Genomic DNA, 20340 nt, shown 5'->3' with positions numbered 1-20340 from the left:
GTGCGCCTCCGTTTCTGTCGGACGGGGGAGGCAGAATCACGTTCGTGCTGGTGGCGGTGGTGTCCGACGAGCGGGGTGGGGGAGTGCTGTGCCCGCTGGACGCCACCGGCCGGCCGACCGGCCCGCCCGAGGTGGTCACCGATCTCGTCGCCGCGGTCGCCGCCCGCGAGGCCGCCGAGCACCCGCGCTGGGTCTGGGCGACCGCCACGGCGCTCTACCCGGCGCTGCTGCGCGCCGGCGTCCGGGTCGATCGGTGTCACGACGTGGAGTTGACCGAGGCGTTGCTGCTCGGGCACGTGGGCCGCTGGGGTGAGCCCCGCTCGCTGGCCGCCGCCTGGGCCCGGCTGACCGGCGCGGCGGTGCCGCCCGACCCGCCGGCGCGCGCCGCCGCACCGCCCGGGCACGGGCAGGGCGCGCTCTTCGACACGGTGCCCGGTCCGCCGGGCCCGGGCATCGAGGCACTGACCCAGGTGTACGCCAACCAGCTCACCCGCGTCGCCGCGACCGAGCACCCCGGCCGGTTCCGGTTGCTGGTGGCCGCGGAGTCGGCCGGCGCGCTGATCGCGGCGGAGATGGGCGTCGTCGGGCTGCCCTGGCGTGCCGACGTGCACAACGAGATCCTGCACGAGCTGCTCGGCGAGGCGTCCCCGGTCGGTGGTCCGCCACGCCGACTCGCCGAGTTGGCCGGCCGGATCGCCGACGCGCTCGGCGTACGCGGCCTGCACACCGACTCCCCGGCGGAGCTGCTGAAGGCGTTCGCCCGGGTCGGGGTGGAGCTGCCAAACACCCGGGCGTGGGTGCTGCGCGGGGTGGACCATCCGGCGGTGCCGCTGGTGCTGGAATACAAGGAGCTCTACCGGATCTGGACGGCGCACGGCTGGTCCTGGCTCGATCAGTGGGCGCGGGGCGGCCGGTTCCAACCGGAGTACGTGCCGGCTGGTGTCGTCTCGGGCCGGTGGGCCACCCGGGGTGGTGGAGCGTTGCAGATCCCCAAGGTGATCCGGCGGGCGGTGGTGGCCGATCCGGGCTGGCGGTTGGTGGTCGCCGACGCCGGGCAGTTGGAACCACGGGTGCTGGCCGCGGTCTCCGGCGACGTGCGGTTGGCGGCGGCGGGCGGTGCCGGCGACCTCTACGCGGCCCTGGCCCGGGACTCGTTCGGCGGTGACCGGGCCAAGGCCAAGGTGGCCCTGCTCGGCGCGATGTACGGGCAGACCGGCGGGGCTGCGGTGCCCGCGTTGGCGGTGCTGAAGCGCAGCTACCCGACGGCGTTCGGTTACGTCGAGGCGGCGGCGCGTACCGGTGAGACGGGTGGGCTGGTGCGGTCGTGGCTGGGGCGGACGTGTCCGCCCGGCTCGGCCGGGTTCGGTGATCTCGACGACGAGCCCGCCGATCCGGAGGGGGCGGGTGATCCGCACAGTCCGCGGGCGCGGGCCGCCCGGTCCCGGGGGCGCTTCACCCGTAACTTCGTCATCCAGGCCACGGCGGCGGAGTGGGCCTCCACGTTGCTGGCCACGTTGCGGACGGAGCTGTCCGGCACCGACGCCGAGCTGGTCTTCTTCCAGCACGACGAGGTGGTCGTGCACGCGCCGGCGGATCAGGCCGACGCGGTCGCCGAGGCTGTCAACCGGTCCGGGGAGCGCGCCTCCGCGTTGCTCTTCGGTGCGACGCCGGTCCGGTTTCCGCTAGATCTGTCCATCGTCGACTGTTACGCCGACGCCGCCTGACCCCTGCTCTTGCCATGATCAAGTGATGAAAAGTAGGTTCCAGGAGCTCTCCTGACCTACTTTTCATCACTTGATCAACGCCTCTCGGCAGGGGGCGGCGACGGTGCGGGGGCGCTGCCACGGTCCGGTGTATAACGGTTGTGCTATTTCTCCTTTTCGCCCCGCCACCCCCGACTGGCCGTCCTCGTTGCAGTGTCCGTAGGAGGGGACGGATCGGACACGGTCCGTCCCGTGCTGGAGGGGGCGCAGCTGAACCGGATCGCAGGAATGATCATCGCCGCAGGCGGGGGACGACGGATCGGTGGTCCCGAGGCGCTGCTGCACCAGGGTGACAAGCCCCTGGTGAATCAGATGATCGACACGATGACCGAGGCGGGTTGCGAGCAGATCGTGGTCGTCCTGGGCGCTGCCGCCGAGCAGGTCCAGGAAGCCGCCGACCTGGGCAAGGCGACCGTTGTGATCAACAAGGCGTGGGGCACCGGAGTCGGCTCGTCCATCCGGGCCGGCCTGGCCGCCATGGACGACGAGGGGATCGAGGCGGTGGTGGTGGTCCCGGTCGACATGCCGGGCCTTACCGCCACGGCGGTCAGCCGGGTGACCGCGCTGCCGTACCCGGACGTGCTGGTCTGCGCCACCTACGACGGTTTGCGCGGCTACCCGATGTTGTTCGGCCGCCGGCACTGGCCCGGCATCGCCACGCTGGCCAGTGCCGACGTGGGCGCCCGGCCGTACCTGTTGGCGCACAAGGACCAGATCGTCGACATCGCCTGCGACTCGGTCGCCGACGGCAGCCGGATCGACACCCCCGAACTGATGGAGCTCTACGGCCTCACCGTCCCGCCGCAACGGGTCGGCGTCTAGCCCGCCCACATGTTGCGGCCCGCGCCGCCCGGACAGCCGGAACTCCGGAACGGCTGGTCGGCTTCCAGTGAATGTCGCGGTGCCGGCGTCAGTGTGGACGGCGGGTGGTCAACCGTTCCACGACGTGCCACCAGTGTCGCGTCGAAGCGTCGGTGGACTCCCCGAGCGCTATGCGCGCGCAGTGTGCGCCCTGGTCGCGCAGGGACTGGGCCAAAGTGGTCAGTCCGGCGTCGGCGGCGGCGTCCGCGTCGTCCCAGCCGGTCAGAGTCAGGTCGTCGGGAATGCGCAGGCCGGCTCGTGCAGCGGCCCGCAGGGCCCCGAGGGCGAGTTCGTCACTCATCGCGGCGATGGCGTCCGGTGGCTCGGCGCCCTGTAGCAGCTCAAGAGCGAAGGCTTCCCCTTCGGCGCTGTGGTTCACCGGGCAGACAGCCAGTCGCAGCTGGGTGGCCGGGTGGCCCGCGCGCGTCCAGGCGTCACGAAATCCCTCCCACCGCTGGCGGGTGACCGGGAACTTCGCATCGACCACGTCGCTGCCGGTGAGCAGTTGGCGGGTGCGTCCCCGGTCAAGCGGAAAGCTGAGCACGATCGGGCGGCGGGCTGTGACGAACGCAGCCTGCCCGATGGCGGCGGCGGCGTCCCGGTCATCGATGCCGACCACCGGCATTCCCCGCCCGTGCGGCCCGGCGTGGACAACTGCGGGCAGCCCGGTGCCGGCGACGGCGTCCAGGACCGGATCGTCGTCGCTGGTGGTCCAGACGACGAACCCATCCACGGCTGCCTGCGCGACACGTTGGGCGTCGGTGGGCGCACCGGTGATCGGGACCAGGGTGAGTCCGACGCCCTCGGCGGCGCACACGTCGGAGACTCCGGCGAGGAAGCGCGCCGCCTGCGGATCGTCGAAGGCGTAGCTCAACCGCTCACCGAGCACGACGCCGAGCGTGCCGACCCGCCCACGGCGCAACCCGCGGGCGGCCGGGTGTGGCCCGGGATAGCCCAGCTTCTGCGCCGCCGCGCGCACCTTCGCCGCAGCCTCGGCGGAAACCCTTCCAGGCTGGGAGTAGGTGTAGGAAACCGTCATCGGTGAGACGCCGGCAGCGCTCGCCACCTGTCGCAGCGTCGGCCGCTTGGGGTTGTCGGCAGGGCGTTTCATGGCACAGACTCTATCTGTGTATCGATACACAACGCAGCAGCAGACCGAGACCGGGACGTTCGTACGGGATTCGCCGACTGTGCTTTCGTACGCCGCCCTGGCCTGTTGGACGTTCTGGCTGTACGCCTTCGGACCGGCACTGACCCTCCTGCGGGAGGAGTGGGGATTTTCCTACACACTGCTCGGCGTGTACGAGCTGCTCCTGGCGGCGGGCGCGGCCCTCGCCGCAGTTGGGTTCGTGTGGGCGGCTCGCCGTCTGGCGAGGGGTGTGCTGTTGTGGTGCTCGGCCCCCGCCACGGTCATCGGTGCAGGTCTGTTCACCCTCGGCGGGGGCGTACCGGCCACCCTGCTCGGCGCCGTGGTGCTCGGTCTGGCCGGGACCACGATGCTCACCGTGGTTCAGGCGGTTCTGTCCGACCGACACGGTGATCGGCGGGACCGAGCGTTGACCGAGGCCAACGTCGGTGCGGGCGCGTCCGCGGTGTTCGCTCCGCTGATCCTCGGCCTGCTGGCGGCCAGCGCGGTGGGCTGGCGCGCCACGTTCGCGTTGCCGGCCGCCGTCCTCCTGGTGCTGTACCTGCGCTACCGCCGCCAACCGCTACCGGCGGTGCCTCAACCCGCCACCGCGGCGGGAGCCGGAGGCTTGCCGGTGGCCTGCTGGCTGTTCGCCGTGCTGACCGCGGTCAGTTCGGCGATCGAGTTCTGTCTGGTGTACTTCGGCCCTCAGTTGCTCATCCACGCCGGCATGTCCGCCGCCGCCGCCAGCACCGCGCTGAGCAGCAATTACCTCGGTATCCTGATCGGTCGCCTGCTCGGCGCGCGGCTCACCCGCCGCCCCGGCCGCAGCGTCGCGCTGTTGTACGCCTCATTGGCGATCACCGGCCCCAGTTTCGTTCTGTTCTGGCTGACTGACCAGCCGGTTCTTGCCGTCCTCGGGCTGTTCCTGTGCGGGGTGGGCATCGCGAACCTCTATCCGCTCTCGCTCGCGCTCACCCTCGGCGCGGCCGGCGGACACGAGGACCGGGCCAACGCCCGCTCGCAACTGATCCTCGGCGTGGTCGCCGGCGTCTCCCCTTTCCTGCTCGGCAACCTGGCGGACCAGTACGGGCTGGTTACCGCCTTCGCCCTCGAGCCGGTACTGATCGGCGTCTGCCTTGTGCTGCTGTGGGGCGGGCTTCGTGCCCGCCGCACCAACGCCTGAGACGGACGCCGTTCCCGGTGGCAAGCCGGGCGGCGGAGTGCAGGTCAGGGTGCCGAAACGGCGACGCCGCCACCAGCCCTCGGCGGGCGGTGACGGCGACGCGCGAACGGTCAGTCCTGCGCCTGGTCCAGCTCGCCGGTGGCGGCGAGGCGCTGGTACCAGTGGGCGCTGTCCTTCCAGGTGCGTACCTGGGTGTCGTAGTCGACCCGGATGATGCCAAAGCGACGGTCGTAGCCGTAGCCCCACTCGAAGTTGTCCAGCAACGACCAGACGAAGTAGCCGCGCACATCAGCGCCCTGCGCGCGGGCGTCGGCCATCGCGCCGATGTGCCGACGCAGGTAGTCGATCCGCCGGTCGTCGTGGATCCGGCCGTCGGCCGACACCACATCGTCGAACGCCGCGCCGTTCTCGGTGATCATCATGGGCTGGCTGGGGTACTCACGCTGGAGGCGCAGCAGCAGCTCGGTCAGCGCCGGCGGGTCGATGTTCCAACCCATCGCCGTGTACGGGCCGGGCTGCGGCAGGAAGTCGACGTTCTCCGCAGCCACCCACGGCGTCGAGGTCGACGCGCCGTGCCCGTCGGCGTCGGAGCGCGCCGACACCCCGTCCCACGCCCGGACCAGGGTGCTGGAGTAGTAGTTGACCCCGAGCACGTCCAGCGGCACCGCGATCAGCTTCTCGTCACCCTCGCGGACGAACGACCAGTCGGTGACCGAGGCGGTGTCGGCCAGCAGGTCGGCCGGGTACTTCCCGTCCAGCATCGGGCCGAGGAACGCCCGGTTCGCCAACGCGTCGATCCGCCGGACCGCGTCCTGGTCGGCGGCCGAGTCGGACGCGCCCCGGATGACGTGCAGGTTCAGCGTCACCGACAGCTCGGCGGACGGGGCCAGCTCCCGGACCACCCGACCGGCCAGGCCGTGCGCGAGGTTGAGGTGGTGCACCGCGGCCAGCGCCGCCGCCGGCTCGGTCCGCCCCGGCGCGTGCACGCCGGAGGCGTAGCCCAGGTACGCGGAGCACCACGGCTCGTTGAGCGTCGTCCAGGTGTGCACCCGGTCGCCCAGCGCACCGACGATGCCCGCCGCGTACTCCTGGAAGCGCAACGCGGTCTCCCGCGACGCCCAACCACCGGCGTCCTCCAACTCCTGCGGCAGGTCCCAGTGGTACATGGTGGCCACCGGGCGGACACCCCGCTCCAGCAGCCCGTCCACCAGCCGCGAGTAGAAGTCGATGCCGGCCTGGTTGAACCGGCCCGAGCCGCCCGGCTGCACCCGGGGCCAGGAGATGGAGAACCGGTACGCGCCGAGCCCCAGGTCGGCGATGTGCCCGAGGTCGTCGGCCCACCGGTGGTAGTGGTCGGCGGCCACGTCGCCGGTGTCACCGTTGAGGGTCCGACCCGGTGTGTGGCTGTAGGTGTCCCAGATGGACGCTCCGCGCCCGTCCTCGGTCGCCGCGCCCTCGATCTGGTACGCGGCAGTCGCCGACCCCCAGACGAAGCTCTCCGGGAAGTGGTGTTGCGTCATCGTTCCGTCCCCTGGATCTCGCAGATGTAGCCCGTCGAGGTGCCGGCGACCAGTTCGGCGCTGGCTGTCCCGCCCTCGTAGCGCACGTCGAACTCGGCGCCCGGCCCGTTGCCGGGTGACGGTACCCGTACCCGGGTCCGCTGCCCCTCGGTCGGTGCGTACACCCGCAGCCGCACATCGTCGGCCCACTCGTAGTCCGGTCGGTCGGTGCGCGAGCCGAACGGGATGACAGCGCCCGGTCGGGCCAGCACCGGCAGGCTGTCGAAGCCGTGCTTCTCGGTCAACCACGCCGGGCCGGTGACCTGCGCGCCGGTGACCAGGTGCGTCCACGTGCCGGCGGGTACGTAGTACGTGACGTCGCCGTCGGCGCTGAGCACCGGGGCGACCAGCACATCCGGGCCGAGCATGTACTGCCGGTCCAGGTGGGCCGTCGCCGGGTCGTCCGGGAACTCCAGGAACATCGGCCGCATCACCGGCGTACCGTCGCGGTGTGCCTCCTGGGCGGCGGCCGCCAGGTACGGCATCAGGCCGAGCTTGAGGTGGGTGAAGTGCCGCAGCACGTCCACGGCCTCCTCGTCGTACGCCCACGGCACCCGGTACGAGCCGGACCCGTGCAGTCGGGAGTGCGAGGAGAGCAGCCCGAAGGCGACCCACCGCTTGAACACCGCCGGGTCGGGAGTGCCCTCGAAGCCGCCGATGTCGTGGCTCCAGTAGCCGAAGCCGGACGCCGCCAGGGACAACCCGCCGCGCAGCGACTCGGCCATCGCGACGAACGTCGACTCGCAGTCGCCGCCCCAGTGCACCGGGAACTGCTGCCCGCCGACGGTGGCCGAGCGGGCGAACAGCACCGCCTCGCCCTCGCCGCGCTCGGTCTCCAGCAGCTCGAAGACCGCCTTGTTGTAGAGGTACGAGTAGTAGTTGTGCATCCGCTGCGGGTCCGAGCCGTCGTGCCACACCACGTCGGTCGGGATGCGCTCGCCGAAGTCGGTCTTGAAGCAGTCGACGCCCATGTCCAGCAGGGCCTTGAGCTTGCCGGTGAACCAGCGGACCGCGTCCGGGTTGGTGAAGTCGACAAGCGCCATGCCGGCCTGCCACTTGTCCCACTGCCAGACCGAACCGTCCGGGTTGCGCACCAGGTAACCGGCCTCGCGGCCCTCCTCGAAGAGGTACGAGCGCTGCGCGATGTACGGGTTGATCCAGACGCACACCTTCAGGTCGCGCTCGTGCAACCGGCGCAACATCCCCTCCGGGTCGGGGAAGGTCGCCGGGTCCCAGACGAAGTCGACCCAGTGGAACTGACGCATCCAGAAGCAGTCGAAGTGGAACACCGACAGCGGCAGCCCGCGCTCGGCCATCCCGTCGACGAACTCGGTCACCGTCTTCTCGTCGTACGAGGTGGTGAACGAGGTGGACAGCCAGAGGCCGTACGACCAGGCGGGGATCCGGGCCGGACGGCCGGTGAGTGCGCTGTACCGGCGCAGCACGTCCTTCGGGTGGGGCCCGTCGATGACGTAGTAGGTGAGCGACTGACCCTCGACGCTGAACTGCGTCTGGGTGACCACCTCGGAGCCCACCTCGAACGACACGTGCTCCGGGTGGTCCACGAAGACTCCGTAGCCGGCGCTGCTCAGGTAGAACGGCACGTTCTTGTACGCCTGCTCGCTGGCGGTGCCCCCGTCGGCGTTCCAGATGTCGACGGTCTGCCCGTTCTTGACGAACGGGCCGAAGCGCTCGCCCAACCCGTACACCGTCTCGCCGACACCGAGGGCGAGCCGTTCGTGCACGTGCCGGCGGCCCTCGGCGTCGGTGACGACGCCGATGCTGCGTGCGGTGGACGCGGTGAAAAGCCGGTCGCCGTGCAGGAAGTCGACCCGCCACCCGTCGATGAGCGCGACCCGCGCGGTCAACTCGCCGGTGGTCAGCGTCGCGCTGAGCCCTGTGACGTCGACGGTGACCGGGTGCGTCTCGTCGGTGCTCAGCCCGAAGTGCGGCTCGCGGGGCAGCCCTCCGGTGTGGTGGGCGATGGTCACTCCGATGACGCCGGGGGCGGGGGAGAAGAACCGGACGGTGACCAGGGGGCGGTTGAGGGTGTCGCCGCGGCCGGTGATCTGACCGGTCGGCGCGAAGACGGTGAAGCCGCGTTCGTCCGGCTCAACCGACTCCACGACGCCGGGGCGCAGGACACTGACGCCGGGTCGCAGCTGCCAGTACCCGTCGGTGAACTTCACTTCTCGGCTCCTGCCGTGATGCCGCGCGCCAGAGTGCGCTGGAAGATGAGGAAGAAGAGGATGGCCGGCACCAGGCTGATCAGCGCGCCGGCGTTTGTGGTCGGAGCGTCCATCAGCCGGTCGCCCTGCAACGACGCGAGGGCGACCGGAATGGTCTGCGTCTGGTTGTCGATCAGCATGACCAGCGGGATGAGGAACTCGTTCCACGTCCAGATGAAGAAGAAGATGAGCAGCACCGCGAGGGTGGGCCGCAGGTTGGGGAAGACCACCCGCCACAGCACGGTCCACTTGCCGGCGCCGTCCAGCGCGGCGGCCTCCAGCAGCGAGCGCGGGAACGTGCCCATCACCGAGGCGAGCAGGTACGTGCCGAACGCGCTCTGGATCACGGTGAAGATGATGATCACCGAGAGCTGGGTGTTGTAGAGGCCGACCTGCTTCGCCACGTAGTACAGCGGGTAGATCAGCGCCTCCTGCGGCAGCATGTTGGCCAGCAGGAAGAGACCGACGATCCACAGCCGGCCCCGGACCCGGCCGATGCCCAGCGCGTACGCATTGAGCAGCGACACGGCGACGCCGAGCACTGCCACCGAGCCGGCGATGACCGCCGAGTTCCAGAACTTCAGCGGGAAGTTCACCTCGGTCCAGTACGTGCGCAGACCCTTGGTGTAGAACTCCGTCGGCCAGCTCAGCGGGCCGCCCGACGAGTAGTCGCCGGGCGACTTGAACGCGTTGAGCAGCATGAACGCGAACGGCACCAGCATGACGAGCGCGCCGAGGGTGACCAGGGCGAGCACCACCCAGCGGCTGACGCCACGGTGGTGTCGATCGCGTACGGGCCGGGCCGGCGTCACCGGCACCGTGCTCGGTGTGAGCGTGACGGCCATGTCAGAACCCCCGGTCCCGGCGCTCGCTGCGGGCCTGCATCCAGATGAAGACCCCGGCCACCACCACGATGATCAGTGTCAGCACCATGGAGATCGCGGAGCCGTAGCCGACCTGCAGCTTCTTGAAGAACGTGTAGTAGGCGAAGTACGACGGCACGTTCGTGGCATTGTCCGGGCCGCCCCGGGTCAGGGCGAAGATCGGCCCGAACACCTTCAACGCGGCGATGGTGCAGGTCAGGGCCACCACGAAAGTCTCCGGGCGGATCTGCGGAAGGGTGATCGCCCGGAACCGGTGCAGCCAGTTCGCGCCGTCGACCTCGGCCGCCTCGTACAGCTCGGGGTCGACCCGTTGCAACGCCGCCATGAAGACGACCACCGGGTAGCCGATCTGCACCCAGATCATCACGGCCATCACGGCCGGCAGGGCGGTGCCGGGGTCGCCGAGCCAGTCGTGGCGTAACGCACCGAGACCGACAGCGTCGAGGAGGCTGTTGAACGCGCCGTCGGGGCGCAGGATCCAGCCCCAGACGATGCCGGCCACCACGACGGGCAGCACCTGCGGGAGGTAGAACGCGGCCCGCAGCGCGGCGGCGGTGCGGGGCTTGAACCGGCGGCCGATGACGTCGAAGAGCACCGCGGCGAGCAGCAGCCCGAGCACTGTGGGCACCACCACCATCGCGACGAGCATCCAGACGGTGTTGCGGAACGACGCCCAGAACACGTCGTCCTGCAGCAACGCCTGGTAGTTGTCCAGGCCGACCCACCGGGGGTCGCCGATGCCGGACCACTTGGTCAGTGACAGGTAGAGGGTGCCGACCAGCGGCGCGCCGATGACCAGGAGAAAGAGCACCGCTCCGGGGAGCAGGTAGAGCCAGTACGCCGCGTTGCGGCCGCGGCGTCTGCGGCTGGGCGCGGGCGGGGTGGGGGTCGCGGCCGGCGGTGTGGCGGCGACCGTCTCGGAGACTGCCATGGAAGATCCTTCCCGGCGGGGCGGGCGGGCGCGCCGTCGTGCCGGTCGCGCCCGCCGCTCGCCGTGTCACTTGCCGGTGATCTCCTTGACGCCATCGGCGTACGGCTTGGCGATCGTGTCGAGAACCTGGTCGGGCGACTTCGAGCCGTTGATCAGACCCTGGAAGCCGGAGACCAGCACGTCGTAGTAGCCGGGGACCGGCCAGTCCGGGTAGAAGGCGAGCCCGTCGGACTTGCTGACCGTGTTGAAGTCCTCGATCAGCTTGCGGTCCTTCGGGTCGCTGATCTTCGACGCGTCAGCGGCGACCGGAACACCACCGTTGTTGCCGATCAGGTCCTGGATCTCCGGACGCAGGGTGATGTCGATGAAGTCGTACGCCAGGCTCTTGGCCTTGCTGTTCTCCGGGACGACCCAGAGGTTGCCGGAGGAGCCGGCCTGCAGGGTGTTGCCGGGGAAGAGGAAGGTGTCCCAGTTGGCCTTCATCTCGGTCTTGAACCGGCCGTACCACCAGCTACCCGAGACGATCATCGGAACCTTGCCGCCGATGAAGGCCGTGCCCATGTCCTCGGCCTTGAGGCTGGCCGAGTTCTTCGCGACGTAGCCCTTCTGCACCCACTGGGCGAAGGTGTCCGCGCCGTACTTGAGCGGGTCGGCCTTGAAGTCGACAGGGTTCTTGTAGAGCTGGTAGTTGTCGACGAACTGCCTGTCGCCCTTGGAGAGGGCGAGCTGGTAGAAGAGCTGCCCGGCCGGGTACTCGGCGCCGGCCATGCCCAGCGGGGTGATGCCCTTGCCGACGAAGGTGTCCATCGCGGCGGTCATCTCGGCCATCGTGGTCGGGACCTTGACGCCGTTGCTCTGGAACAGGTCCTTGTTGTAGTAGACGGTGACGTACTCGCCGTAGTTCGGCACGCCGAACCACTTGCCGGAGCCCATCACGCCCTTGTCGCTGTACCGGGCGGTGGTCTGCAGGCTGGGGCTGAGCTTGCCGGCCCAGCCGCGCTTGTCGGCCTCGCTGCTCAGGTCGGCCAGCAGGCCCTGGGAGGAGAGCAGCCCGGCGGTCGCGTTGCCCTTGTTGTACTCCATGATGTCCGGGCCTTCGGACGAGTTGATGATCATGCCCGCGTTCTGCTGGATCTGCTCGAACGCCTTGCGCTCGAAGCGCACCTCGACGCCCGGGTGCTCGGACTTGAAGATCTCGATCGCCCGGTTCCAGCCGACCCCCATGGCGCTGTTCTCGCTCTCGTAGTGCCAGAGCTTGAGGGTCTTGGCGTCGCTGTTGTCCCCGTTGTCACCACCGCCGCAGGCGGCCACTGTGGTTGTCGCGGTCGCTGCCAGGGCGATCGCGGCGACGAGCCGGCGGAATCGCTGCATTAGCATCCTCCTCGTTGAGTATCTAGCCGGTACTTCACGGGGCCCGTCGTCGCGTTGCAGCGCGGCGGCGGGCCATTTACTGATCGGCCCCTACCGGTTGGTGGCGTCGGGGCGCGGCGGTCGACCCCCGGATCTCCAACGTGCACGGCAGCAGTTGCTGGTGACGAAGGTCAGCGGGGCCATCAAGGTGGCGCGTGAGCGCCTCGATCGCGATCCGGCCGAGCGCCGAACCGGGTGACGTCATGGCGGTCAGCGCCGGGGTGGCCAGTTCGGCGACCTGCGGCGAGGTGACCATCGAGACGACGGAGACGTCGTCGGGCACTGACAACCCGCGGCCGGTCAGCTCGCCGAGGATGCCGAAGATCGCCGTCTCGTTCATGGCCAACACCGCGGTCAGTTCCGGGGCCTGCGCGAACGCGGCGGCCAGGGCGGCCCGCCCGCCGGCGGCGCTGTCCTCGGCCGCGATCATGACCGGCTCCAGGCCGTGCCCGGTCATCGCCGCGGTGAAGGCGTCACGGGTACGCAGCGCGGGCCCGTAACCGCTGGCCAACGTGGCGGCCGAGTGGTTGACGTAGACGATGCGCCGATGCCCGAGGCTGACCAGGTGCGCGACGGCCTCCCGGACGGTCTGGTCGAAGTCGATGTCGACGTAGGAGAGCGTGCTGGTGTCGCCGGTGCGGCCGATCAGCACCAGCGGCACCCCCGCCTCCTGGAGCACTGTGACCCGCTCGTCGGCCAGTTGGACCTCCATCAGCACGACCCCGTCGAGCATCCGCTGACTGGCCAGCCGACGCAGGTCGTCGAGGTTGCCTCCGCCGACCGGCGAGAGCACCAGGTGGTAGCCGGCGACGCTGGCCGCGGCAGCGGCACCTGTGACGAAGGCGGTCTCGGTGGCGCCGAGGCCGCGTTCGTCCATCGGCATCAGCAGGCCGAGGATCCGGCTACGGCGACTGGCCAGCCCACGGGCCATCGCGTTGGGTTGGTAGTCGAGCTGCGCCATCGCGGCGAGAACCTTGTTGCGGGTGGCCTGCGAGATCGGGCGGGTGCCGGTGAGCACGTACGAGACTGTGCTGACCGAGACCTGCGCGAGGCGGGCGACGTCATGCATGGTGGCCACCGCGCACCTCCTCCGGCCTGGGGTGGGACCGCTCCCGAACTTCGTCGAAGCGTTTCGACGAAGCGGTTCGACAGGACGCTAGGCCACCTGTTACGGCGACGTCAATAGCCGATGTCGAAAAGAATTCAGGAGGACGCTCGGCCCTCGTCCAGCCCGCGCTGCGCCTTTGTCGGTCGGTGAGGGGCGCGGCCAAGATCCGCGCAACGTCGGGGGTGGTGCCGCCTCCAACCCGCCAGGGGCGGCGCCATCCGGGACGTTGCGCGGATCTTGGCCGCCGGTGAGGGGGGCGACAGCAAGATCGTGCTCGATCCTGGATGTAGTCCCCTCGGGTCGACGCAGAGGCCACTACATCCAGGATCGAGCACGATCTTGGGCGTCGGGCGTCGGGCGTCGGGCGTCGGGCGTCGGGCGTCGGGCGTCGGGCGTCGGGCATGGGGACGGGGGGCGCAGGCGCGGGGCGCGGGGGCGTGGGGGCGTGGGGCGGAGGTGAGTGCGCGGGGCGCGGCGGTCGCGGGTCAGGGCAGGTCGAAGAGGGTGGCGGCGCTGTTCCAGCAGACCGCGCGTAGCCAGTCGTCGCCCAGGTCCAGTCGGGCCAGCCCGCTCACCTGGTCGGCGTACGGGTACGGGATGTTCGGAAAGTCGCTGCCCAGCAGCACCTTGCCGGCCAGCCCCAGGTCGCGCAACCGGGGCAGCTCCTCGGCGGGGAAGGCGACGAACTGGTCGAAGAAGGGCGTGAACGCCATTGTGGTATCCAGTCGGACCCGCTCGTACGTCTCGGCGAGGTCCAGGAAGGCCAGGTAGTCCGGGGCGCCCATGTGTGCCACCACGGCGGTCAGCCGAGGGTGGCGGGCGAGCAGGGCGGCGAACGGTTCCGGCCCGGTGTGGGAGGTCCCCACCGGTGCGTGCCCGGCGTGCACCACCACCGGCACACCCGCGTCGGACAGCATCCCCCACACCGGGTCCAGCGCCGGGTCGGTTGGCGCGAAGCCGCCGACCTGTAGATGCAGCTTGAACACCTGGGCACCTTCGGCGAGGGCCGCCTCGACGTACCCGGGGGCCTCCGGCTCCGGATAGAACGTGGCCGAGGCCAGGCATCCGGGGGTGTCGCGGGCGAAGTCCAGCGTCCAGCGGTTGAGTTCCGCCGCCATGCCCGGTCGGTGCGCGTACGCCAGGGCGCTGAACGCCCGCACCCCGATCCGCCGCAGGTGCGCGACCCGGTCGGCGTCGCTCCACCGGTAGCGGATCGGCCACTCGGTGCCGACCAGCGGCCCGGCGGCGTCGAAGTAGGCCCACACCCGACGCAGCAGGCGCGGCGGCAGAAAGTGCACGTGCACGTCGGCGAGGCCGGGCAACCCGAGGGCGCGGCAGAACTCCGGTACGCGTTCGTCCTCGACCGGCGGGATCGCCGACGCCGGATCGGTCATATGTCGATGTCGAAACGGCTCAGCACCGAGGGCGCGATCAGGCCGACGGTGGCGAGCGCGGAGACGACGGTCAGTGCGATGCGCATCCCGACCACTTCGGCCTTGCTGCCGACGCGCAGGGCGATGCTGTTCGGCAGGCCGATCATCATCCACATGCGCCGCTTGATCGGGATCGGCCAGAGGATCGGCACACCCGCTCTGGTGATCATGTCGCCGAGGATGTGCACGAAGCAGCCCACGCCCAGCGCGGTGCCGATCAGCGGATAGCCGCGCCCGCCCGGCAGGTTGGCGAAGGTGAACCAGGCCGCGCCGGCCGACGCGAGGGTGATGATCACCCACCCGGCCCGCTCGGCCCACTCGTCGAACAGCCCACGCAACGCCAGGCCGAACATGAAGAACAGGATGGTGATGACCGCCCACTTGCCGTACGCGGCGCAGAGCGCTGTGGTGCCCCAGCCGACCAGCACGGTGAACGGCAGCGTGTGGGTCAGCGTCCGGTGCCCGTTGTTGCGGCGTGGGTCCTTGCTGAGCTTGGTGGCGTAGTAGACCCCGAGGGAGATCTTCTCCATCACCTCGGCGGCGAAGAGCGAGAAGACTCCGAAGGTGCGGGCCACGGTGGCCCCACCCTGGTTCTTGGTCACCTTGCCCGACATGTCGAGGTCGGGAAAGAGCGCGCCACCGGCGCACACCGCGGTGCCCACCGCCAACGCGAGCGGCGACTGGTGGTAGTCGGCGAACTGCTCCAGTGCCCAGGAGCCAGCCAGCCACACCGCCGCGCCGGACAGCGCGTGTTGCGGTCCCATCATCTCGGCTCACCCTCCCCAGGGATCTTGAGCGCCCAAAACTACGCCACTGTAGTCAGCGTCGGCGCCGCAGGGGCATCACCCGGAAGGTCCACATCGGACCGCGTCACAGGGTGGGGGTGAAGCTCTGCCGGATCATCGGCAAGTATGCCGCGTTGACCTGCCAGTCGAACTCTTCTGTCAACCACGAGACGGTGTAGGAACGGTCGGTCGCGGTGTTGGCCAACAGCCTCAAGCTGTGCACCGGAACGCCGACGGCGTTCTGCCAGCCGCACTCCCACACCGCGCCGCCCTCGAAGATGTCCATCGCGGAGATGTCCACCTTGCGATAGCCCGGCAGCGCGGCACTCCCGGTCAGCCGGGCCTCCTCGGCCTTCCAGTACGCCACCGGATCCGGGCGGGCCGGCCCCGCTTCGACGCTGAGCACCCGGGACCCGCCGGATTTCCGGAAGCAGGTCACCGGGCCCTCGGCCCAGCGTTCCCACCCCACCGGCGCGGCGATCCGGAACCCGGTCGGGTCGTCGTACCAGGTCCAGCCTTCGCGCAGCCCGTACTTCACGTCGGGTGGTGGTGACACCGCCACCACCGGGGTCGCCGACGGGGGCGGGGACGACGTGCAGGCGAACGCCGCCGGCCGGGAGGTTGTCGCGCCACCGCCCGAGCCGGACGGTGGGGTTCGATCATCGTGCCGGTTGACCAGCGCCAGCGTGACGCCACCGGCGACGAGCACGGCGGTGGCCACACCACCCAGGGCGAGCAGCCGCCCTCGCCGGCCAGGTGGACGCCGCGGGCGCGGGGTCGGAGTCGGCGTGGCCGGCTCGTCCGACGGGGCCACCGGTTCGACAGGGTGCGGCGTGATGGCCCGCCCGGCGCTGCGGATCGCCGCGACCGCCGAGGAGCGGACCGACCCGGCGGGCTCGTCGACGCTCGCCGCGGCGCTGCGCAACAGCGGCTCCGCCTCGGCGGCGGTCAACCGCCGCCAGGGGTCGCGCTGCAACAGGCCGGTGAGGGCGGGACGCAACGGGCCGGCTCGACGCATCGGATCCGGTGGTTCGGTGGCCAGCGCGCTGAGTGTCGCCATCGCGCTCGACCGCGCGTACGGTGACTTGCCCTCGACCGTCGCGTAGAGCGTCGCGCCCAGCGACCACATGTCGGTGCGGGCGTCGGAAACCCCTTCGCGGGCCCGTTCGGGGGCGACGAACTGCGGCGAGCCGAGCACCGTTCCGGGCCCGGTCATCACACCCTCGCCGCCGTCGAAGGTGGCCAGCCCGAAGTCGGTGAGCACCACCCGCCCGTCGTCGGCCACCAGCACGTTGTGCGGCTTCACGTCGCGGTGCAGCACCCCGGCGGCGTGCGCGGCCCGCAACGCGGCGAGCACCGCCAGCCCGATCCGGGCGGTGCGCTGCGGGCTCAGCGGCCCCTCGGCGCTGATGATCTGCTGCACCGATCGCGACGGCACGTACTCCATCACGATCCAGGGGCTCTCCCGGTCGTGGACCACGTCGTAGAGGCGGACCACGTTGGGATGGTTGAGCCGGGCGGCGGCGCGTGCCTCACGCAGGGTTCGGAGCCGCAGCTCCTCGCGCTCGGTCTCGGCCAGCCAGGACGGCGGCACGATCTCCTTCACCGCCACGTCGCGATGCAACATCTCGTCGCGAGCAAGCCACACCCGGCCCATTCCGCCGGTGCCGACCAGGTCGAGCAGCCGGTACCGACCCGCGATCAGCAACTGATGCACGGTCGCTCCCCCTCGGTCACCCCGGGATCCACGATAGCCACCAATGCCGGCTTTCTCATCCACTGAGCGGCCTCGATCCACGACGGACGGTGGTCCGGATCATGGCCATACGGTGCAGGTCAGCGGGGTGGTCGGAAACTCTTTCGCACCAGTTGCCAGTCGGCGGCGGCCCCGGCCCAGTCCTCGTCCCGGGTGATCCAACCCAGCGTCCACCGGTCGCCGCCGAGGACCTGTTGTCGGGCGTGCAGCCACGTGCCGTGCGGCGTCTGCCAGCGGAGCTCCCACTCGGCGCCGTCGTCGCCCGTGGCGAGCCGGATCTCGTCGTACCCCGGCAGGGCGCCCTCCCCGGCCGCCGTCTCGCGGGCGGTCCGCAGACGCTTCAGGGGATCGGCGGCGCCGCCCTCCGTGACGCTGAAGGCCCGGCCGGTCGCCGGGTCCTGGAAGCACGCCACGGTGCCGTCGCGGGAGAACACCCACGTCGCCGGTACGGAGACCCGGAAGCCGGCGGTGTCGGCGTACCAGACCCAGCCGGGCGGCGGCCGGAGTTCGTCGCCCGCGTTCGGCGTGCCGGCCTCCACCGGCGTACCGATGATGTCCGGGCGGACACAGGCGAACGGGGGCGGCGGGACGTTCCGCCTGTCCGGTGGCGGGCCGGGGCCGAGTGGCCCGCCGTCGGGCGGGCGGTTCGGCCCCGGGGAGGACCAGCCGGTGGTGTCGCGGGGCTTGTCGTCGGCGACTGTCAGCGCTGTGGCGACGCCGGCCACGACGGCCACCAGCAGCGCCACCGCGACCACCGCCACCCGGCGCGCGGTACGCCCGACGGCCGCCGGGTCCGGGACCGGCCCGGGGGAGGCGTCACCGGGTGCGGCCGGGTCGGGCAGCGGAACCGTGGGGTCCAGGTCGTCGGGGTCGTCAGTGGCGGGCTGGCCAACCGGCAGTGGCACCGGCCCGTCGGCCGAGGGTCTGTCGCTCGCCGACGGCGGGTCGGCGCGGCCGGCCGCGGCGGTCCTGAGCAGCCGACGGGCCGTCTCGTGGTCGAGGCGCTCGCGCGGGTCGCGGCGCAGCAACCCGTCAAGCACCGGCGCGAGCGCCCCGGCGTGCGGGGCAGGGTCCGGCGGACCGGCGGCCAGCGCGCTCAGGGTGGCCATCGCGGTGCTGCGCGCGTACGGGGACTGCCCCTCCACAGCGGCGTGCAGGGTCGCCCCGAGCGACCACAGATCGGCGGCCACCGTTGACACCCCTTCGGCGGCCCGCTCCGGGGCTACGTACTGCGGGGAGCCGAAGACCATGCCGGGGCGGGTCATCGCGCCGTCGCCGCCGTCGAAGGTGGCCAGCCCGAAGTCGGTGAGCATCACCCGTCCGTCGTGCGCCACCAGCACGTTCTGCGGTTTGATGTCGCGGTGCAGCACCCCGGCGGTGTGCGCGGCCTCCAGCGCGTCGAGCACGGCCAGCCCGATCCGGGCCGCGCGGGACGGCTCCAGTGGCCCTTCGGCGTCCACGACATCCTGCAGGGTGCGGGACGGGACGTACTCCATGACGATCCATGGGCTGCCCTCGACCGCGACGACGTCGTAGAGCCGGACCACGGCGGGGTGGTTGAGTCGGGCCGCGGCGCGTGCCTCCCGCATGGTGCGCGAGCGCACCTCGGCCCGTTCCGGATCGGCCAGCCAACTCGGTGGAACGATCTCCTTGACCGCTACCTCGCGGTGCAGCATCTCGTCGCGGGCGCGCCACACCCGACCCATGCCCCCGCGACCCACCAGGTCGAGCAGCCGGTACCGACCGGCGATCAGCACCTGTGCACGCTCCTCCTCAGCCGCTGTCCGGGCTACACCCTAACCAGCGGATCGGAAGTCACCTATCGGTCGTCCGACTCGGCTCAGCAGGCGGCGTGGTGGGCGGCGGTGAGCAGGTTCCCTTCCGGGATGGCGATCCGGGCCCGCCCGCCGCTCAACCTGGCGGCCGCACGTCGGGCCTGCACGGGGCCGTGTTCGCGGCGAGCGGCGGCGTAGCTGGCGGCGGTGCGGGCCGCGATGGTGGCCCAGCCGTACCGCTCGCCGACCATCGTGCGGGCCCGGCGGGCCAGCCGCCTGGCGAAGACCTCGTCGCCGAGCAGTTGACCGACCGCGCCGGCGAGCGCGTCCGGGTCGCTGTGCGGGAACGTCACCCCGGTCACCCCGGGTTCGACGATCTCGGCGAGGCCGCCGGTACGGGCCACGGCGAGGGGCGCTCCGGCGGCCGCCGCCTCCAGCGCCACCATGCCGAACGGCTCGTAGAGGCTGGGAACCACAGTCGCGTCGGTGGCGCCGAGCATCGCCGGTAGTTGGGTGGAGTCGAGGAAACCGGTGAACCGGACGGTCGAGCTGAGCGCCAGTCGCCGGGCCTGCGCCTCCAACTCGGTGCGGTACGGGCCGTCGCCGGCGATCACCACGCGCAGCCCCGGGTGTCGTTCGCGGAGCCGGGGTACGGCGTGCACCAGGTGCTGGACGCCCTTCTCGTAGACCAGCCGTCCGGCGTACCCGACCAACGGGCCGTCTCCGGCGAAGCGTGCTCGGGCCGACGCGACCGCTCTGGGTCGGGCCCGCCAGGCCCTGTCGTCGACCCCGTTGGGCACCACGTCGACCTGGGCGGCCGGTACGTCGAACAGCGCGGTCACCTGGTCGCGCATGTACCCGGAGCAGGCAATCACCCGAATGGATGAGCCGCTGAGCCAGTGCTCGACGCCGTGGATGGTGCGGTTCATCTCCTCCGGCAGCCAGCCCTGGTGCCGGCCGGCCTCGGTGGCGTGCATGGTGGTGACCAGGGGCAGGTCCAGGTGCTCGGCGAGCGTGACGGCCGTGTGGGCGACGAGCCAGTCGTGGGCGTGAATGACGTCGTAGGAGCCGGCCTCGGTGGCGCGCAGGGCGGTGCGGGTGAGGGTGTGGTTGAAGGCCATCGTCCAGGCCAGCAGCGAGTTGGTGGCGAGGGGGAAGGTGACCGGGTCCTCGGGGGCGCGCAGGATGCGTACGCCGTCGGCGTACTCCTCCAGGGGTGCGCCGTCGCTGTGGCGGGTGACGACTGTGACCTCGTGGCCGGCGGCGGCGAGGGCGACGGAGAGGGCGTGCACGTGTCGACCGAGACCGCCGACGAGCACCGGCGGGTACTCCCAGGAGAGCATCAGCACCCGCAGCTGTCGGGCGGGGTTGATGTCGATCACGTGGGCATCGAGTGACATGCGGCCCCCTTTGAGTTGTCCCCGGGCGCGCGCCGACCGACACCGAATCGATGTCGCCGTCGCGTCTGGATCGAGGCCAATCCTGCCGGGATCGCGATAACCAGCGGCGACACCACCGTTGCGGTCGTGTAAAGC

At 71.1% G+C, this 20340-nt stretch carries 15 protein-coding genes; 3 read left to right on the top strand and 12 right to left on the bottom strand.

Annotated features, from left to right (window positions below):
• Positions 1-14: 14 nt before the first annotated feature.
• Positions 15-1724, top strand: coding sequence for a bifunctional 3'-5' exonuclease/DNA polymerase (locus AB0K35_RS26670; protein ID WP_363888640.1), 1710 nt, complete (start codon positions 15-17; stop codon positions 1722-1724).
• A gap of 267 nt (positions 1725-1991) precedes the next feature.
• Entirely contained in the window at positions 1992-2585 is a 594-nt protein-coding gene (locus tag AB0K35_RS26665) for an NTP transferase domain-containing protein (protein ID WP_112583306.1), read from the top strand.
• 88 nt (positions 2586-2673) lie between these two features.
• Here AB0K35_RS26665 and AB0K35_RS26660 read toward each other — a convergent pair whose 3' ends face one another.
• Entirely contained in the window at positions 2674-3735 is a 1062-nt protein-coding gene (locus AB0K35_RS26660) for a LacI family DNA-binding transcriptional regulator (RefSeq protein ID WP_363888529.1), read from the bottom strand.
• A gap of 16 nt (positions 3736-3751) precedes the next feature.
• Between AB0K35_RS26660 and AB0K35_RS26655 the strand changes: the two genes are divergently transcribed.
• Positions 3752-4936: an MFS transporter gene (locus AB0K35_RS26655; RefSeq protein ID WP_238672625.1), complete on the top strand. Its 1185-nt coding sequence runs from the start codon at positions 3752-3754 to the stop codon at positions 4934-4936.
• Between the two features lie 110 nt (positions 4937-5046).
• On the opposite strand, the gene AB0K35_RS26650 is transcribed toward AB0K35_RS26655, so the two are convergent.
• The 11 genes from AB0K35_RS26650 to AB0K35_RS26600 all read right to left on the bottom strand — a co-directional run bounded on the left by AB0K35_RS26650 (position 5047) and on the right by AB0K35_RS26600 (position 20205).
• Positions 5047-6456 (bottom strand): GH1 family beta-glucosidase, encoded by a 1410-nt coding sequence (locus tag AB0K35_RS26650; RefSeq protein ID WP_238672623.1) that lies wholly within the window; start codon positions 6454-6456, stop codon positions 5047-5049.
• Positions 6453-8684, bottom strand: a complete 2232-nt coding sequence (yicI, locus tag AB0K35_RS26645; RefSeq protein ID WP_363888525.1) for an alpha-xylosidase — start codon at positions 8682-8684, stop codon at positions 6453-6455. The genes AB0K35_RS26650 and yicI overlap by 4 nt, the downstream gene beginning before the upstream one ends.
• Positions 8681-9568 carry a carbohydrate ABC transporter permease gene (locus AB0K35_RS26640; protein ID WP_112603369.1) on the bottom strand — a complete coding sequence of 296 codons (888 nt, stop codon included), beginning with the start codon at positions 9566-9568 and terminating at the stop codon, positions 8681-8683. Before AB0K35_RS26640 ends, yicI begins: the two co-directional genes overlap by 4 nt.
• Before the next feature lies 1 nt (position 9569).
• Positions 9570-10538, bottom strand: a complete 969-nt coding sequence (locus AB0K35_RS26635; RefSeq protein WP_238672620.1) for a sugar ABC transporter permease — start codon at positions 10536-10538, stop codon at positions 9570-9572.
• 66 nt (positions 10539-10604) lie between these two features.
• The gene (locus AB0K35_RS26630) at positions 10605-11909 is read right to left on the bottom strand and encodes an extracellular solute-binding protein (protein WP_238672619.1); all 1305 of its coding nucleotides are present in this window, start codon (positions 11907-11909) and stop codon (positions 10605-10607) included.
• Between the two features lie 76 nt (positions 11910-11985).
• Positions 11986-13017: a LacI family DNA-binding transcriptional regulator gene (locus tag AB0K35_RS26625; RefSeq protein ID WP_238672711.1), complete on the bottom strand. Its 1032-nt coding sequence runs from the start codon at positions 13015-13017 to the stop codon at positions 11986-11988.
• 524 nt (positions 13018-13541) lie between these two features.
• Complete coding sequence (locus tag AB0K35_RS26620; protein ID WP_363888519.1) at positions 13542-14450, bottom strand: amidohydrolase family protein; 909 nt, start codon at positions 14448-14450, stop codon at positions 13542-13544.
• On the bottom strand, positions 14447-15256 hold the full coding sequence (locus tag AB0K35_RS26615) for a metal-dependent hydrolase (protein ID WP_238672615.1): 810 nt from the start codon (positions 15254-15256) through the stop codon (positions 14447-14449). The genes AB0K35_RS26620 and AB0K35_RS26615 overlap by 4 nt, the downstream gene beginning before the upstream one ends.
• 103 nt (positions 15257-15359) lie before the next feature.
• Positions 15360-16991, bottom strand: coding sequence for a serine/threonine-protein kinase (locus AB0K35_RS26610; protein ID WP_238672613.1), 1632 nt, complete (start codon positions 16989-16991; stop codon positions 15360-15362).
• Positions 16992-17110: 119 nt separating this feature from the next.
• Positions 17111-18787, bottom strand: coding sequence for a protein kinase (locus AB0K35_RS26605; RefSeq protein ID WP_363888514.1), 1677 nt, complete (start codon positions 18785-18787; stop codon positions 17111-17113).
• An 83-nt stretch (positions 18788-18870) separates the two neighbouring features.
• Entirely contained in the window at positions 18871-20205 is a 1335-nt protein-coding gene (locus AB0K35_RS26600) for a glycosyltransferase family 4 protein (protein ID WP_238672612.1), read from the bottom strand.
• Positions 20206-20340: the final 135 nt, after the last annotated feature.

The sequence above is a fragment of the Micromonospora sp. NPDC053740 genome (genome assembly GCF_040677775.1).
GTDB lineage: Bacteria > Actinomycetota > Actinomycetes > Mycobacteriales > Micromonosporaceae > Micromonospora > Micromonospora alfalfae.
This window is presented reverse-complemented; position numbering and strand designations above follow the sequence as displayed.